A 16,214-nucleotide genomic window follows, 5' to 3' on the forward strand; every position below is an offset into this window, starting at 1 on the left:
GTCTTTTTTATGGCTGGCCGAACTGCAATCCGCTCCAGCGAACGCCAAGGTTGGTTCTGCTCTTTGCCTTCGCAGCAATGGTTGCGCGCAGCGCAAGCACAATGTCTTCGAGATTGTAGGGCTTGCTGAAGAAACAAGTGTTTTCAGGCAGGTCGAGCGCCTCAAGCGCATGCCCCCCAGAGGTGACAATAACGGGAATCTGGGTCTGACAGTTGTTGACCATCTGCAACAGATCAATGCCTGAAAGGCCGCCCGGCATATCGATATCGGTCACGATGGCGCAAATATCCGTCACCTTGCCAATGGTGGCGACAGCCTCCAACACGTTTGAGGCTTCAAGAACCCTGTAGCCCGCCTCCTCCAGCGCATCGGCAAGGGTCATACGAATGATCGGTTCGTCGTCTACGACCAGAATGGTCAAGTCAGCTTCTGACATACGCAATACTCCGTTCAAAGCACCGGACGGGAGCAGCAACGCTGCCCATGATCATCCTTTTCACGTCATCAGAACGCGCGACGTGGAGATAGTGTTGAAAGGCTGCGCCCCAAAATTGAAAACAATATTAATAAAATACAAAATTCTTCTTTAGCACTAGTTAAATTATGAGGCCAAAGAGGCCGTTTGCCCGCCCCGTTCATGGATCCACCGCAGCTTATTTTGGTCGCATGACATCTGCGTCGTATCTTGTTTCTACAGTGTCGCAAATGCGATATACTGCGAACGAATTCCCAGCGAGGAATTGTGTTTCCACAAATGGAGCATGGTATTGATGAGCAAAACGCCTCAAAAGAAACGCAGGGTCGTCTTTTTTCTGGTGCCTCAATTTACCATGCTGCCTTTTACGGCTGCGGTAGAAACGTTGCGCATCGCCAACCGCATGTTGGGCTATGCGGCATATGAGTGGCGGCTTGCATCAAGCGACGGGCAAAAGGTCGCCTCCTCCAGCGGTATTGCGCTGGAAGCGAACACCTCGCTGGCCGAAGAACGCAAGTCCATCAGCGGCGAAAATCGCCCCAACATGGTGCTGCTCTGTTCCGGCATCGATATCGAGCAATACTCCAATAAATCGGTGAATGCCTGGCTACGCGAGGCGCATAATCGCGGCATTGCCGTGGGCAGTCTCTGTACCGGCGCGCATGTGCTTGCCCAGGCCGGGTTGCTGAATGGCAAGCGATGCGCGATCCACTGGGAAAACCTTCCCGGCTTTTCCGAAGCTTTTCCGCAGGTGGAGGTCTATGCCGATCTCTACGAGGTGGATGGCAATATCTACACCTGTGCGGGTGGCACGGCATCTCTGGACATGATGCTGAACCTCATCGGTCAGGATTTCGGTGAGAACCTTGTGAACCGGGTCTGCGAGCAGCAATTGACAGACCGGGTGCGCAACCCGCATGACCGCCAGCGCCTGCCGCTGCGCGCCCGCCTTGGCGTACAGAATGACAAGGTTCTGTCGATCATCGAGCTGATGGAAAGCAACCTGTCTGAGCCGCTATCCCTCTTGGATATCGCCGAGGATGCCGACCTTTCCCGCAGGCAGGTGGAGCGGCTGTTCCGGCAGGAAATGGGGCGTTCCCCTGCCCGCTACTATCTGGAGATACGGCTGGACCGCGCGCGCCATCTGCTGGTGCAATCTGCCATGCCGGTGGTGGAAGTCGCGGTTGCGTGCGGCTTCGTCTCCGCATCGCATTTTTCCAAGTGTTATCGCGAAATCTACAATCGCACGCCGCAACAGGAGCGCGCCGAGCGCAAGCTGGTGGTCAGCGCATCACGAATGGCGACGCTTGCCAGCCAGGCCAAGCCGGTTCACTGAAACGGACGCACGGCGGAAGCCAGATCTTCCGCCGTCAGGCCCGGACCCAGACGCTGCGCGGCCTCGCCGTGCAACCACACAGAAGCAGCCGCTGCCTCGAAGGCCGGAACCTGCTGTGCCAGCAAGCCGCCCGCAATGCCGGCCAGCACATCTCCTGACCCAGCTGTCGCGAGATAGGATGGTGCGTTGGTATTGACGGCAGCACGACCATTCGGCGCTGCGATGACCGTATCGGCCCCCTTGTAGACAATGACGGCGTTGCTGAGTGCGCTTGCCGCCTGCGCCTTCTCGATCTTGCTCAACGCCGCATCAGCGGCAATAGCGGGAAACAACCGGCCGAACTCACCTTCGTGCGGCGTCAAAATGCGCGGCGCATCTGTTGCGAAAAGACCGAAGAGTGTTTCAGGCGCTTGCTTGAACGCCGTGATGCCATCGGCATCCAGAACCAGCGCCTTGTCTTTCAACAGAGCAACGAAGCGGCGCGCGCGTTCCAGATCGCCAAAGCCGGGGCCCAGAATATAGGTGGTATGGCGTTTGTCGCTCATCCACGCCTCAAGTTCCTCATCGGTCTCGACAGGTGACAGCATGACGGCTGTCAGCGTTGCGGAGAGAACGCCACACGCATCGTGTGGTGCGGCGATACTGACAATGCCGGCACCGGCCCGAAAGCCCGCCAAGGCCGACATGCGGGCGGCACCGGTGGCATGGGCAGGGCCGGAGAAGACCGTCAGATGCCCGCGTTTGAACTTGTGCGTATCATCATCAAGCCTCGTCAGGGCGCTGGCCCATAGTGCCGGGTGGTTTTCAACGACGGATGTGGAATGGGCCTCTACGATGCGGTGGGGAATGCCAATGTCGAAGACCTCGACATCTCCGCAGAGCGACCGACCGGGCATCAGAACATGACCCGGCTTGCGTGCCACGAAGGTGATTGTGCGCGCTGCCTGAAACGCCCGACCAAGGGCAACGCCGCGCCGCCCACACAGGCCGGAGGGAAGATCAACCGCAATGACAGGAATGGATGCCTGCGCGACGGCATCAATGACAGAGGCGACCTCGGCTGGCACATCCCGCGACAGGCCAGCGCCGAAGATCGCATCGATCACCACATCGCCTGCAATGGGCTGGTAAGCGTGAAGCGGCAGCGATGACATATCCAGCGCATCAAACGCCTGCCTCGCCGCATCATTCAGTTTGCCGACATCACGCAAGACGTGAAGCACGACATCTGCACCTGAGGCCTTCAGGGCGCGTGCGGCCACAAACCCGTCACCGCCATTGTTGCCAATGCCACAAAGCGCGACGAAACGCTGCGCTTGCGGGTAGTGTTTCAAGGCGCAAGCGGCGACGGCCTGCCCGGCCCGCTCCATCAGCGCATAGATGGGAATGCCGCTGTCTATCGCACTCGCATCGATCTGCGACATGGCGGCGGGGTCGATCAAATTATGGGTGGGTGAAAACTTCATGGAGGCATATTCGCGTCAAAATTCGGGAAAAGGCAACCGGCGCAAAAATGAGCACATTGATGCGCATAAAAAATAAGCAAAAGACTATTATTTATGCTGAACCTATGGTGCATTTACCCATAAGTAACAGGTGTGAAATTTGACAAATTCATGAAAAAATCTCGATTTTTGTTCGAGCCGACGGCATTTTCACCCAAGAAAACAGCGAGCAAGGGCAGATTTTCGCCTTGCACACGCATTTTTTGAAGATTTTTTATTCAAACCGACTTCCGATCTGGCACGATACGTGCATTCTTATCGCAGAGCGGAAAGACCGCTTTAACGGAAGAAGCGGAGAGATATTTTCTCATGAAAAAGATCGAAGCGATCATTAAGCCTTTCAAGCTCGACGAAGTGAAGGAAGCCCTTCAGGAAGTCGGACTTCAGGGAATAACGGTTACAGAAGCCAAGGGCTTTGGTCGTCAAAAAGGCCATACCGAACTCTATCGCGGAGCGGAATACGTCGTCGACTTTTTGCCGAAGGTAAAGGTCGAAGTCGTGCTTGCGGATGAAAATGCGGATGCCGTGATTGAGGCTATTCGCAACGCCGCGCAGACCGGACGCATTGGCGACGGAAAGATTTTCGTATCCAATATCGAAGAAGTCATTCGTATCCGCACAGGCGAGACAGGCGTAGACGCCATATAAAAAGACTGAACCCGGAAAGCCGGGACTTCACCTTGTTATCCAAACACTCAAGGAAAAGTTTTCAATGACGACCCCAAACGATATTCTTAAGCAAATCAAGGACAACGACGTAAAATTCGTCGACTTGCGCTTCACCGACCCAAAGGGCAAGCTGCACCACGTCACAATGGACATTGCCTGTGTAGACGAAGACATGTTCGCCGATGGCGTCATGTTCGACGGCTCCTCGATCGGTGGCTGGAAGGCCATCAACGAGTCCGACATGGTGTTGATGCCTGACACCGGAACGGTTCACATGGACCCGTTCTTCGCGCAGTCCACAATGGTCATCATCTGCGACATTCTCGACCCGGTCTCTGGCGAATCCTACAACCGCGACCCACGCGGCACAGCCAAAAAAGCCGAAGCCTACCTCAAGGCTTCCGGTATCGGCGACACCGTTTTCGTTGGTCCTGAGCCTGAATTCTTCGTGTTCGACGACGTGAAGTACAAGGCAGATCCTTACAACACAGGCTTCAAGCTTGATTCGTCCGAGCTGCCTTCCAACGACGACACCGACTATGAGACCGGCAACCTGGGCCACCGTCCGCGCGTCAAGGGTGGCTACTTCCCGGTTCCTCCAGTCGACAGCCTTCAGGACATGCGTTCTGAAATGCTGACCGTTCTCGGCGAAATGGGCGTGGTCGTTGAAAAGCACCACCACGAAGTTGCGTCCGCGCAGCACGAGCTGGGTGTGAAGTTCGACACCATGGTTTCCAGCGCCGACAAGATGCAGATCTACAAGTATGTCGTCCATCAGGTCGCCAATGCTTACGGCAAGACGGCAACCTTCATGCCTAAGCCAATCTTCGGCGACAATGGCTCCGGCATGCACGTTCACCAGTCCATCTGGAAGGGTGGCAAGCCGACCTTTGCTGGCGACGAATATGCGGGTCTGTCTGAGACTTGCCTGTATTACATCGGCGGCATCATCAAGCATGCCAAGGCCATCAACGCCTTCACCAACCCTACGACCAACTCCTACAAGCGTCTGGTTCCCGGTTATGAAGCACCGGTTCTGCTGGCCTATTCCGCCCGCAACCGTTCCGCTTCCTGCCGCATCCCTTTCGGCTCCAACCCGAAGGCAAAGCGCGTCGAAGTTCGCTTCCCTGACCCTGCCCAGAACCCATATCTCGGCTTTGCCGCGATGCTGATGGCTGGTCTCGATGGCATCAAGAACAAGATCCATCCCGGCAAGCCAATGGACAAGGACCTCTACGACCTGCCAGCCAAGGAACTGAAGAAGATTCCGACGGTTTGCGGCTCGCTGCGTGAAGCTCTCGACAGCCTCGACAAGGATCGCAAGTTCCTGACCGCCGGCGGCGTGTTCGATGACGACCAGATCGATGCCTTCATCGAACTGAAGATGCACGAAGTCATGCGTTTCGAAATGACCCCTCACCCGGTCGAATTCGACATGTACTACTCGGCTTAATCAGCCGATCAGAAAGGCGCCTCCCGGGGCGCCTTTTTCTTTTCATGCGTTGCAGATGAAGGGCTGGCGTCTGCGAACGAGGATATTGCCATGACAAGCTTTGCAATACAGACCGATGACGAAGAGGATCTGGGCTTCATCCTTTTTGCCCGTCACGATGGGGACTGGCCACCAGCTGGCAAAAACGAATGCATCTTCAACGGCTTTCCCTATGATGCTGCACTTCTGGATGATCCGCGCGGCAGGTTTGTCATGGAGCAGAAAGGCCAGGAATGGATAGCCGATGTGAGCTATTCGGCGACCGAGATGCTGGTGCGCATTGACCTGAGCACGGGTTGGGTGTTTGAACTTCGCAGCACCGAATCTGGCAACATTTGGACAGCAGTGCGTGCTGGGACCACCATCCGGGGCACCGGACAATTTCTCTAGGCGCCGACAAAAACCATGACATCCACAGACAAAACCCCTCGCCTGCGTGACTGGCTGATTTTCCTCGCGGTGCCCTTCTTCTTTTCCAGCAATGTGATTTTCGGTCGTGGCGTGATTGGCGAAGTCTCGCCCTTCGTGACGGCCTTCCTCCGCTGGTCTTTGTCCCTGCTCTGCGTGGCGCCCTTCATCGCGAGCGACTGGCGGGCCTGCGCACGCTTCATCCGTCAGAAAACCGCCCTGTGGCTCATTCTCGGCATTCTGGGCATGGGCATATGCGGTGGCGTTGTTTATTGGGGCCTGACCTTGACCTCGGCTGCCAATGGAACGCTGATCTACACAACGTCATCCCTGTTCATCATCCTTTTTCAGCGCGTACTTTATGGCCGAAGCATCAGACGGCTGGAAGTTGTAGGCATGGCCATCGCCTTTGCGGGCGTTGCAGCCATTGTCCTGAAGGGCGATGCGGGCGCGCTTCTTCACCTGAAATTCAATCTTGGCGATATCGCGATTCTCATCGCGGCGGTCTCGTTTGCGGTCTATTCGCTGCTGTTGCGAGATCCGGCGGCACGAGACATGGCCTCTCTCAGCCTTTTCGGATTGATTGCGTTCTCGGGCGCGCTTGTTCTTTTACCGCCGGCTGCGATTGAGCTTGCCCATGGCGGCATGCTGCCCCACACACCGTTGGCATGGGCCAAGATCGGTGGAATCATCCTGTTCGCCTCCATCTTCGCATTCTATTGCTTCACCCACACCGTGCGCGTGTTCGGCGCTTCCACGGCGGGAATCACCCTCTACATGATGCCGCCGGTCTCGATTGTCATGGCCGTGGTGTTTCTTGGCGAGAGCTTTGAGACCTATCATGCGCTCGGCATCGTGCTGGTCACGGGCGGAGTGGTGCTCGCAACAGCACCCATCGGACGCCGGTAACAATTTGAAGATCAGGCAAACATTAACTTGATATTTTGCATTCTAACCCCAAATTGTATTGGGAAAGGATGTGCATGCCATGAAACAAAGAGACGCTAAGTTTACGATTGGCGAGATTGTTCGCCACAAGATGTTTCCGTTCCGCGGCGTGGTATTCGATGTTGATCCAGAATATGCGAATACCGAGGAATGGTGGAACGCAATTCCCGCTGAGATACGCCCGGAGCGCGACCAGCCCTTCTATCATCTGTTGGCTGAGAACGATGAGACAGAATATGTCGCATACGTATCCGAGCAAAACCTGGTGCATGATGAAAGCGACCAGCCGCTGCGCAACCCGAATATCTCTCGCATATTCGACACCGCTCCCAATGGTGAGTTGCGGGCAAAGTCAGCCATGACGCACTGAATATTCTTCAAAAACCTGAGCAACAAAAAACCGGCCTGAAATCTCAGGCCGGTTTTTTTATGGTTCGATATCTTAGTTCGCAGGCTTGGTCTTGGCAGCATCCTGAGCGGCTTCGAGCTTCTTGCGCGCTTCTTCAGCCTTCTTCTGCATGCCTTCCTGCAGCGAACGCTGGCTTTCAGCAAGCTGAGACTGCGTGATGGGCTGGCCGTCATAAGCGCCGGTAAAGCCGCTCAAGGCGATCTTGATAGGGTTTGGTGCGCGACGGAAGTTGATCGACGTGAAGACGATCTCCGTGCCCTTCTTCATGCTGGCAATCATCGCATCCGTCAAAGGCACTTCTGCGGTGCACTTGTCTGGAAGGCAGACTGCGTAATCCAGCTTCTGGCCCTTGGCACCATCGATCTGCATCATGACGCCGGGAGGCAACAGACGCGCTGTTGGTACGGAAACCTGAAGCAGCTTGCGGTTGACCTTGCCTTCAACGCTGATGAGGCCAACAGCCGTAATCATCTGGCCGTTCTGCGCCAGAACAACGTTCTGAACAACGCAAACATCATTGTCTTCCTGCTTGCTGCATGTCTTGAACCAGCCAAGTGGCGGTGCGCCGGCCGGAGCGGCAGCCTGCTGCGCCTGCGACACAGCCGGTGCGGACACTGCACCCAGCGAAAGAACGAGGGCAGACAGGGCTGCGCGGCTGAATGTGTTTGCGTTATGCATCATAAGAGTTCCGTCTCCTGAATTTTCTTAGACGAAGCAGAACGGTACGAACTGCTTGGCATCACCGGTAACCGTCTGCCCGTTCAACTGTCGTTTAAATGAGGCAAATGCGTGACCCGAGTGTTTCGGCAAACCTGTTACATCCCGTTGAGGACGATATCCAGCACTTCTTTGAGTTTTTAGAGAAGCCCGACAAGTTTTCTCTCGCCGGATGCCTGCCATAGTTGGGTGTGATACATTTGCGCGGGAATCAATACAAGACGGGTTGCCCGCATCAATGCAGGGATCACACAGCCGGAATGCGACAGGACATTAATATGCGAAGCCTTTTGGCGTTCATCCCCGCCCTTCTTTTTTCAGGTCTGGCGCTTGCGGAACCACTCCACGGGATTTCGATGCATGGCACCGTTGCTCTGCCCGCAGACTACAAGAACTTTCCCTATGTGAACCCTGACGTCAAAAAAGGCGGCCGCATGTCCTATGGCGTCGTCGGCACCTTCGACAGCCTCAACCCCTTTGTGTTGAAGGGCATGCGCACGACAGCGCGCGGCGTGTGGGACCCGGAATTCGGCAATCTTCTGTATGAGCCGCTGATGCAACGCTCTGGCGACGAGCCGTTTTCGCTTTACGGCCTTTTGGCGGAAAGCGCCGAGTGGGATGACGATAGAACCTACATTCAGTTCAACATGAACCCGAAGGCAAAGTGGCAGGATGGCCAACCGGTTACGCCTGATGACGTGATCTTCACTTTCAATCTACTGAAGGAAAAAGGCCGCCCGCCCTTCAACAGCCGCCTGAATGGCGTGGCAAAAATGGAAAAGGTTGGAGAGCACGGCGTGCGCTTCACCTTCAACGAGAATGCGAACCGCGAAACACCGCTGATTCTCGCCTCCTCCACGCCCATCCTGCCGAAACACGCCATCGACCAGGCAACATTCGAACAGGGCGGCCTTGGCCCGGTGGTCGGTTCCGGCCCTTACACCATCAAGACCTTAAAGCCCGGCGAACGTGTGGTCTGGCAGCGAGACCCGAATTACTGGGGCAAGGATATTCCCGCCAAGGTGGGCTTCGACAATTACGACGAAATCAGCATTCTCTACTTCCTGCAGGTTACGACCATGTTCGAAGCCTTCAAAAAGGGTGATATCGACATCTACCCTGAGGGCGATGCCATCAATGGCACGTCCGATACCTCCCATTGGGGGCAGGCATACAACTTCCCGGCGGTTCAACGCGGCGAGATTGCCAGAGACGTTTTCGAAACCCGGATGCCATCGGGTATGTTCGGTTTGGTCTTCAACACCCGCCGCCCGCTGTTTGCCGATCAAAACGTGCGCGAAGGACTTTCCTATGTCCTCGATTTCGAGTGGATGAACCGCAACATTCTCGGCGGCGCCTTCAAGCGCACGCAGAGCTACTGGCAGAATTCCACCCTCGGCGCATTCGGCAACGCGGCGGATGATCGTGAGCTGGCGCTATTGGGCGACGCCGCCAAAAGACTGCCGCCAGCACTTCTTGCCGGAACCTACGCCATGCCTGAGACGGACGGATCGGGCGCTGACCGTACCGTGCTGAAACTGGCCGTCGACCGGCTGAAAGACGCTGGTTACACGATCAAGAACGGCAAGATGTCTGATGCCTCGGGCCGCCAGCTTTCATTTGAACTCATGACGCAAAATCCGGCGCAGGAGCGCATCGCGCTAGCCTATCAGCGCTCGCTGCGTCTCATCGGTGTCGATATGGCGATTCGGTCTGTCGATGACGGGCAGTATCAGGCACGCTCGAACAGTTTCGATTACGACATGATTATCCGCTCGCTTCCCTCCTCGCTTTCGCCGGGGGCCGAGCAGTTGAACCGCTGGGGCTCCGCCTCCCGCGATGCCAATGGCAGCTTCAATTATGCAGGCGTCGCCGACCCCGATGTGGACCGCATGCTGGAGGCGCTGTTGCAGGCCCGGTCCACCGAGGATTTTCAGGCTGCCGTGCGTGCCTATGACCGGCTTTTAACGGCAGGGCATTACGTCATTCCGCTCTATTATATCGGTGCGCAATGGGTGGCGCGCTGGAAATACATCGAGCGGCCAGACGGCATACCGCTTCTCGGCGCACAGAAAACGACTTGGTGGGATGCCCGCGCCCAGAAGAGCCCGTGACATGGTTCTCTTGAGGTAACGCCTTGCGCACGCCTCGCAACGCTCCTAGATGGAGCGGATATTTTTCAAGTCCGAAAGGGAAGCACCATGCAACGCATTGTTATCGACGTCGTCTCGGACATGGTCTGCCCCTGGTGCTATGTCGGCAAGGCCCGACTTGATCTGGCCATTGCGGAAATCCTCGACGAAGTCAGCGTTGACATCAATTGGCGGCCCTACCGCCTCAACCCGGACTACCCGCCTGAGGGTGTGGACCAGAAGGCCGAGCTGGAAAAGAAGCTGGGTGGCAAGGACAAGGTCGAGCAGGCCCACGAGATGCTGACACAGCTTGGCAAGGAAGTCGGCATTGCCTTTGATTTCGATGCGATCAAAATTGGTCCCAACACGCTGGACGCCCATCGCCTTTCGCTTTGGGCGCATGCCGAGGGACGCGAGTTTCAGGACAAGGTCGTCAACGAACTGTTCCGCGCGAATTTCGAACAGGGCCTCAACATTGGCGACCACACCGTGCTGGCCGACATTGGCGAAAAGGCCGGGATGAACCGCGAGGTCGTGACCAAGCTGCTGGCCTCCGATGCCGACAAGGATACGATCGTGGCCGAGATCGACGCTGCCCAGCAGATGGGTGTATCCGGCGTACCCTTCTTCATTCTCGACCAGAAATATGCGGTCAGCGGCGCGCAGAGCAAGGAAGTGCTGATTAATGCGCTGAGGGATATTGCCAGAATGAAGCTGGAAGAGCATAGGGCAATGAACTGATCGTCAGCGCCTCGCTCGCGATTCCCGGCCCCTCCCTTTTTCTGGTGTCTCCGTGTCCGATAACACGCTGAAGGGCATTCTGCTCGCATTTGCAGCCTTTGCGGCCTACGCCTGGAGCGATGCGAGCGTGAAGCTCATCGAAGGGCAATTATCGCCCATTCAGTCCGCCTTCTTCGGCGCATTGTTCGGGCTCTGCGCCCTGCCCTTCATCCGCAAGCGACATGATGACTGGCGCGATATCGTCCGCACCACAAACCGGCCCTTGTGGCTGTTGCGGTTTCTGTCATCAGGCGTCGGCGCCATCACTTCGGTCACGGCCTTCACCCATTTGTCGATGGCCGAAGCCTTCGCGCTGATCTTCCTGCTGCCAGCCTTCGTCACCATCATGTCGGTCCTGTTCCTGAAAGAACAGGTCGGGTTCAAACGCTGGTCAGCCGTCATCATCGGCTTTGCCGGGGTGCTGGTTATCTTGAGGCCCGGTTTCCGAGAACTTTCGACCGGGCATATCGCGGCCATCATCGCTGGTCTCTGCGGGGCGATTTCCATCGTGGTTCTCCGCGCCATGGGGCCATCGGAAAAGAACATCTCGCTTTATGGGGCGGGGCTGATCGGCACGTTGGCGATTTGCGGAATTGCGATGATTTCGACCTTCACACCGCCCAATGCCGAGCAATGGATGTATCTGGCCGGTTATGGCCTTCTCGGCGCTCTCGCCAATGTGCTCGTGATGTATGCCGCCCAATACGCGCCTGCAGCCATGATCGGGCCCACGCAATACAGCCAGATGCTGTGGGCAATCCTGTTCGGCTATTTGATTTTCGGTGACCATGTGGATGGCTGGATGCTGGTGGGCATTGCGCTTATCATCGGCTCAGGGCTGATTACTCTGATCCGTGAGCGGCAGAGGCATGTGCCCCTGCCAACGTCCGTTGCGGCGGCGGATCAGAATGTCAACGTCGCCATGACGCCTGATGAGGATGACCCGACAGGGCAGTCTCGCCCGGACTGATCCTGATCAGTCACAGACCCTGGCGCGGTACATATCGCCGTAGCCATCCTGTCTCCATGCAACATGGCAGCGGGGGTAAACGGGCTGATAGACGACCGGTGGGCCATAGACAGGCTGGCTGTAGACCGGAGTGGCGGCATAGGCGGGACCACTATTATAATTGTGCGATGCGCTGTTGATCAACGCACCCCCGACAACCGTGCCGGCGATACCGGCAAGCAATCCGCGTCCGAAATTGTTATGTGCTTCAGCCTGGCTGGCGGTGGCAATTGTGGTGCCCGCAATTGTCAAGGCAACCAGACCAGCGGTGACGAACCTGTTCATGGTGGTCAACATAGTCTTGCTCCTTCATCTGACGGCGTGTGGCGAAAAATGCCGTGCCGATGAGCTGAGACTATGCCTCCAGACCATACCGCTTCATGTCCGTTTGATTAAATCGCCGTAAGGAACGGCGATTTAATACGGGTCAGTTTTTCGCCAGTTCCGCGAGCTGCGTCATGACCATGGCTGCGCCGGACAGACGCTTTTCTGGCGTTGGCAGATCGCGGGTCAGGAACACGCTGTGGTCTGGCCTGATCTTGGCCATGGAGCCCTGCTTGGCGATATAGCCGACCAGCGCAGCGGGGTTCGGGAATTGCTTGTTGCGGAACTGCACGACGACGCCCTTTGGACCCGCATCCAGCTTTTCGACATTGGCCGTGCGGCACAGCGACTTGACGTAGACGATCTTGAGCAGGTGCTGCACTTCCTTCGGAAGCGAACCGAAGCGGTCGATCATCTCGGCACCGAAGCCATCGATCTCGTTGAGGTCGGTCAACTCGCCCAGGCGGCGATAAAGACCCATACGCAGATGCAGATCCGGCACGTAGGCTTCCGGTATCATGACAGATGTGCCGACCGAGATTTGCGGCGACCAGCCGGTATCGAGAACCTCGTCCTCACCCTTCACCTCGGCCACGGCTTCTTCCAGCATCTGCTGGTAGAGCTCGAAACCGACTTCCTTGATGTGGCCGGACTGTTCTTCGCCGAGCAGATTGCCCGCGCCGCGAATATCCAGATCGTGGCTGGCAAGCTGGAAGCCTGCGCCGAGCGTATCGAGAGACTGCAGAACCTTGAGGCGGCGCTCCGCCATGGTCGTCAACACCTTGTTGACCGGCAGGGTGAAGAGGGCAAAGGCGCGAACCTTGGAGCGTCCCACGCGACCGCGAAGCTGGTAAAGCTGCGCAAGGCCGAACATATCCGCACGGTGCACGATCAGCGTATTGGCTGTCGGCACATCGAGGCCCGATTCGACGATGGTGGTGGAGAGAAGCACATCATATTTGCCGTCATAAAAGGCATTCATGATGTCTTCCAGCTCGCCCGCCCCCATCTGCCCATGCGCAACGGCAACCTTCAGTTCCGGCACGTCAGATTGCAGGAAAGCGTGCATATCGGCAAGGTCCGCCAGACGCGGGCAGACATAGAAGCTCTGGCCACCACGGTAATGCTCGCGCATCAGCGTTTCGCGGATGACCAGCGCATCGAAGGGCGAGATGAAGGTGCGCACCGCCATGCGGTCCACGGGTGCTGTGGTAATCAACGACAGTTCCCGCACACCGGTCATGGCCAGTTGCAGCGTGCGCGGAATAGGCGTTGCAGAAAGCGTGAGCACATGCACATCGCTCTTCAGCTCTTTCAGCCGTTCCTTGTGCTTCACGCCGAAATGCTGCTCCTCATCGATGATGAGAAGGCCGAGATTGGCGAAGTTGATGCCAGCGCCCAGAAGCGCATGAGTGCCAACGACGATATCCGTCTTGCCCTCGGCCACTTCCTTCTTCGTCAGCGTCAGTTCCTTCGTCCCGACAAGGCGAGACGCCTGCTGGATGCGAATGGGAAGCCCACGGAAACGCTCCGTGAAGGTGCGGAAATGCTGGCGCGCCAGAAGCGTGGTTGGCACGACGACAGCAACCTGCACGCCATTCATGGCCGCAAGGAAAGCGGCACGAAGCGCCACTTCTGTCTTGCCGAAACCGACATCGCCGCAGATCAGGCGATCCATCGGGCGACCGGCGCCCAGATCTTCACGCACCGATTCGATGGCGTTGAGCTGGTCTTCCGTTTCATCATAGGGGAAACGGGCGGCGAACTCATCATAGAGACCATCGGGTGCCGCCAGCACCGGTGCGTGGCGAACCATGCGGGCTGCGGCAATGCGGATAAGATCGCCCGCCATATCCAGCAGGCGCTTCTTGAGCTTGGCCTTGCGCATTTGCCATGCGCCACCACCCAGCTTGTCAAGGCTGGCTTCCGCCGAATCAGAACCGTAACGCGAGAGAAGATCGATGTTTTCGACCGGCAGAAAAAGCTTGGCCTCATCGGCATAATGCAGCTCAAGGCAATCACGCGGTGAACCCGCCGCCTCGATGGTGCGTAGGCCGACAAAGCGGCCAATGCCGTGTTCGGCGTGAACGACCAGAGAGCCCTCGTCCAACCCGGCGACTTCCGAGATGAAATCGGCCCCGCGCTTGCGGCGCTTGGAGCGACGCACCATGCGGTCGCCCAGAATATCCTGCTCGCCGATGACGGCCAGATTGCCGGTTTCGAAACCCGCCTCAAGGCTTAAGACCGCAGCGGCGGCCTCGCCCTTGCCGAGCTTATCGACCTCTTTGAACGACAGCACCGTCTTGATATTTTCAAGACCATGCTCGTTCAGCACCTGCAACATGCGGTCCAGCGAGCCTTCCGACCAGCCTGTTATCAGAACCTTCCAGCCCTTGGAGCGGCGCTCGGCAATGTGCTTGACGGCAAGGGTGAAAACGTTGACGCGGTCTTCGCTTTCGCTCTCCGTCTGGGATTTGGCCCAGCGCGGCCCGACATGGGCATCCAGCAAGGCAACCGGCTTGTCTTTCGTGTCCTGCTCGTTGAACGGCGTCAGGCGAACGGCATTGACGGCATCCAGCGCCGTCTCAAAGCTTTTCGCTCCCAAATAAATCTGGCTTGGCGCGACCGGCTTATAGGGTGCGCCCTGCGTGGAGCCCTTTTTCTCGCCCGACGTCTGGCGTGCATCATAATAATCATTCACCAGCTTGGCACGCTCGACAGCGGCTTCACGCGCGGTGTGGTCGGTAACGATGCGGAAGCCCTTGAGATAGTCGAAGGCCGTTTCCAGCTCTTCGTAAAACAGTGGCAGCCAATGTTCCATGCCAGCGTAACGGCGGCCTTCGGAAACGGCCTGGTAGAGCGCGTCATCCCGGGTGGCGGCGCCAAACATGGTCAGGTAGTTCTTGCGGAAACGACCAATCGTATCCGGCGTCAGCGTCACTTCGCTCATGGGGTTGAGATCGAGCGAGCGAGCCTGGCCGATGGTGCGCTGGCTGGCGGGGTCGAAACTACGGATGCTTTCCAGCGTATCGCCGAAGAAATCCAGCCGCACCGGCTCTTCCGTGCCGGGCACGAACACATCGAGAATACCGCCGCGCACAGCGAATTCGCCCACTTCGCGCACTGTCGCCACACGGTCGAAACCATTGCGCTCCAGCCGCGCGGCAATTTCTTCCATGCGGATCTGGTTGCCGGGCTTGGCCGAGAAAGCCAGACTCTCGATCACATCCCGAGGCGCCATCTTCTGCAACATGGCATTGACGGTGACGAGAACGATGGCCGGATGCGGTTTTTTCTGGTGGTGGATCAGACCCGACAGTGTAGCCAGTCGACGCGCCGACACATGGGCGCTGGGCGAAACGCGGTCATAGGGCAAGCAATCCCATGCGGGCAGTGACAGAACGGGAATATCAGGCGCAATGAAGCCGAGCATCTGCTCCAGATCAGCCACACGCTGGCCATCGGACAGAACATAGGCAACGGGCGTGCCTTGGCGGGCCATATCGGCCAGCAGAAAGGCTTCCGTGCCTGTGGGCACATTGCCAATGGTCAACGGCGTGTTGGCCGATGCCACCAGCCTGACATCGAATCCAGCTATCATTGAGGGCTATTTCCGTTCTGGGCGGTGACCAGATCAAAATCCGGGCGGTAGGAAATGATTTTCATGAACAGAGGCGTCTGGAACTTCTCCGGAATGGCTTGCGCGCCCGTCACGAACTGCACGAGATCCTGATCTTCCTCATCCATGATGATTTCCAGCTCATCCAGCTGCTCTTCGGAAAGATCGGAGATGTTTTCTTCCGCGAACTGGCCGAGAACCAGGTCCATTTCACGGATGCCGCGGTGCCAGCACCGATAAAGAATTCGCCTGCGCCTCGGATCGAGGTCAGCGCTTGTGCGCACCAGTCCTGTCATGGCATTCACCCGTTTGTTGACGTGGCCTTTCCTATAGAACAGGACAGGAACGGTTGGGAACCGGTTTTTTAGGAAAATATTGCCGGACCTCGCAA

The 16,214-nt window shown here is 57.2% G+C and carries 15 protein-coding genes; 9 read left to right on the plus strand and 6 right to left on the minus strand.

Annotated elements, in window-relative coordinates:
• Nucleotides 1–7: 7 nt before the first annotated feature.
• On the minus strand, nucleotides 8–436 hold the full coding sequence (locus ACQZ51_RS12205) for a response regulator (protein ID WP_448777494.1): 429 nt from the start codon (nucleotides 434–436) through the stop codon (nucleotides 8–10).
• Nucleotides 437–770: 334 nt separating this feature from the next.
• Between ACQZ51_RS12205 and ACQZ51_RS12210 the strand changes: the two genes are divergently transcribed.
• Complete coding sequence (locus tag ACQZ51_RS12210; protein WP_448777496.1) at nucleotides 771–1,811, plus strand: GlxA family transcriptional regulator; 1,041 nt, start codon at nucleotides 771–773, stop codon at nucleotides 1,809–1,811.
• Here ACQZ51_RS12210 and ACQZ51_RS12215 read toward each other — a convergent pair.
• Nucleotides 1,805–3,277 carry an NAD(P)H-hydrate dehydratase gene (locus tag ACQZ51_RS12215; protein ID WP_448777498.1) on the minus strand — a complete coding sequence of 491 codons (1,473 nt, stop codon included), beginning with the start codon at nucleotides 3,275–3,277 and terminating at the stop codon, nucleotides 1,805–1,807. The genes ACQZ51_RS12210 and ACQZ51_RS12215 overlap by 7 nt on opposite strands.
• Nucleotides 3,278–3,625: 348 nt before the next feature.
• Between ACQZ51_RS12215 and ACQZ51_RS12220 the strand changes: the two genes are divergently transcribed.
• From ACQZ51_RS12220 to hspQ, 5 genes are all read left to right on the plus strand, one after another.
• A complete protein-coding gene (locus ACQZ51_RS12220) occupies nucleotides 3,626–3,964 on the plus strand; it encodes a P-II family nitrogen regulator (RefSeq protein WP_038542987.1) in 339 nt (112 codons plus the stop codon).
• Nucleotides 3,965–4,028: 64 nt separating this feature from the next.
• Nucleotides 4,029–5,438 (plus strand): type I glutamate--ammonia ligase, encoded by a 1,410-nt coding sequence (gene glnA / locus ACQZ51_RS12225; protein ID WP_042619045.1) that lies wholly within the window; start codon nucleotides 4,029–4,031, stop codon nucleotides 5,436–5,438.
• A gap of 90 nt (nucleotides 5,439–5,528) precedes the next feature.
• Entirely contained in the window at nucleotides 5,529–5,867 is a 339-nt protein-coding gene (locus tag ACQZ51_RS12230; protein WP_448777500.1) for a hypothetical protein, read from the plus strand.
• Nucleotides 5,868–5,882: 15 nt separating this feature from the next.
• Complete coding sequence (locus ACQZ51_RS12235) at nucleotides 5,883–6,794, plus strand: DMT family transporter (RefSeq protein WP_448777502.1); 912 nt, start codon at nucleotides 5,883–5,885, stop codon at nucleotides 6,792–6,794.
• A gap of 79 nt (nucleotides 6,795–6,873) precedes the next feature.
• Nucleotides 6,874–7,203 carry a heat shock protein HspQ gene (hspQ, locus tag ACQZ51_RS12240; RefSeq protein WP_448777504.1) on the plus strand — a complete coding sequence of 110 codons (330 nt, stop codon included), beginning with the start codon at nucleotides 6,874–6,876 and terminating at the stop codon, nucleotides 7,201–7,203.
• A 72-nt stretch (nucleotides 7,204–7,275) separates the two neighbouring features.
• Here hspQ and ACQZ51_RS12245 read toward each other — a convergent pair whose 3' ends face one another.
• On the minus strand, nucleotides 7,276–7,923 hold the full coding sequence (locus tag ACQZ51_RS12245; RefSeq protein ID WP_448777506.1) for an invasion associated locus B family protein: 648 nt from the start codon (nucleotides 7,921–7,923) through the stop codon (nucleotides 7,276–7,278).
• A gap of 314 nt (nucleotides 7,924–8,237) precedes the next feature.
• Between ACQZ51_RS12245 and ACQZ51_RS12250 the strand changes: the two genes are divergently transcribed.
• The 3 genes from ACQZ51_RS12250 (at nucleotide 8,238) to ACQZ51_RS12260 (ending at nucleotide 11,841) form a co-directional block, all read left to right on the plus strand.
• Nucleotides 8,238–10,073, plus strand: coding sequence for an extracellular solute-binding protein (locus ACQZ51_RS12250; protein ID WP_448777508.1), 1,836 nt, complete (start codon nucleotides 8,238–8,240; stop codon nucleotides 10,071–10,073).
• Nucleotides 10,074–10,160: 87 nt separating this feature from the next.
• Nucleotides 10,161–10,832, plus strand: a complete 672-nt coding sequence (locus ACQZ51_RS12255; protein WP_448777510.1) for a DsbA family oxidoreductase — start codon at nucleotides 10,161–10,163, stop codon at nucleotides 10,830–10,832.
• Nucleotides 10,833–10,884: 52 nt separating this feature from the next.
• Nucleotides 10,885–11,841 carry a DMT family transporter gene (locus ACQZ51_RS12260; RefSeq protein ID WP_448777512.1) on the plus strand — a complete coding sequence of 319 codons (957 nt, stop codon included), beginning with the start codon at nucleotides 10,885–10,887 and terminating at the stop codon, nucleotides 11,839–11,841.
• Nucleotides 11,842–11,847: 6 nt separating this feature from the next.
• Here the strand turns inward: ACQZ51_RS12260 and ACQZ51_RS12265 are convergent, their stop codons facing one another.
• The 3 genes from ACQZ51_RS12265 to ACQZ51_RS12275 form a co-directional block, all read right to left on the minus strand.
• Nucleotides 11,848–12,177, minus strand: a complete 330-nt coding sequence (locus ACQZ51_RS12265; RefSeq protein ID WP_448777514.1) for a hypothetical protein — start codon at nucleotides 12,175–12,177, stop codon at nucleotides 11,848–11,850.
• A 130-nt stretch (nucleotides 12,178–12,307) separates the two neighbouring features.
• Nucleotides 12,308–15,805: a transcription-repair coupling factor gene (mfd, locus tag ACQZ51_RS12270; RefSeq protein WP_448777515.1), complete on the minus strand. Its 3,498-nt coding sequence runs from the start codon at nucleotides 15,803–15,805 to the stop codon at nucleotides 12,308–12,310.
• Nucleotides 15,802–16,119, minus strand: a complete 318-nt coding sequence (locus ACQZ51_RS12275; RefSeq protein ID WP_042619037.1) for a succinate dehydrogenase assembly factor 2 — start codon at nucleotides 16,117–16,119, stop codon at nucleotides 15,802–15,804. The genes mfd and ACQZ51_RS12275 overlap by 4 nt, the downstream gene beginning before the upstream one ends.
• Nucleotides 16,120–16,214 lie beyond the last annotated feature (95 nt).

The organism is Agrobacterium sp. CG674, from assembly GCF_053521645.1.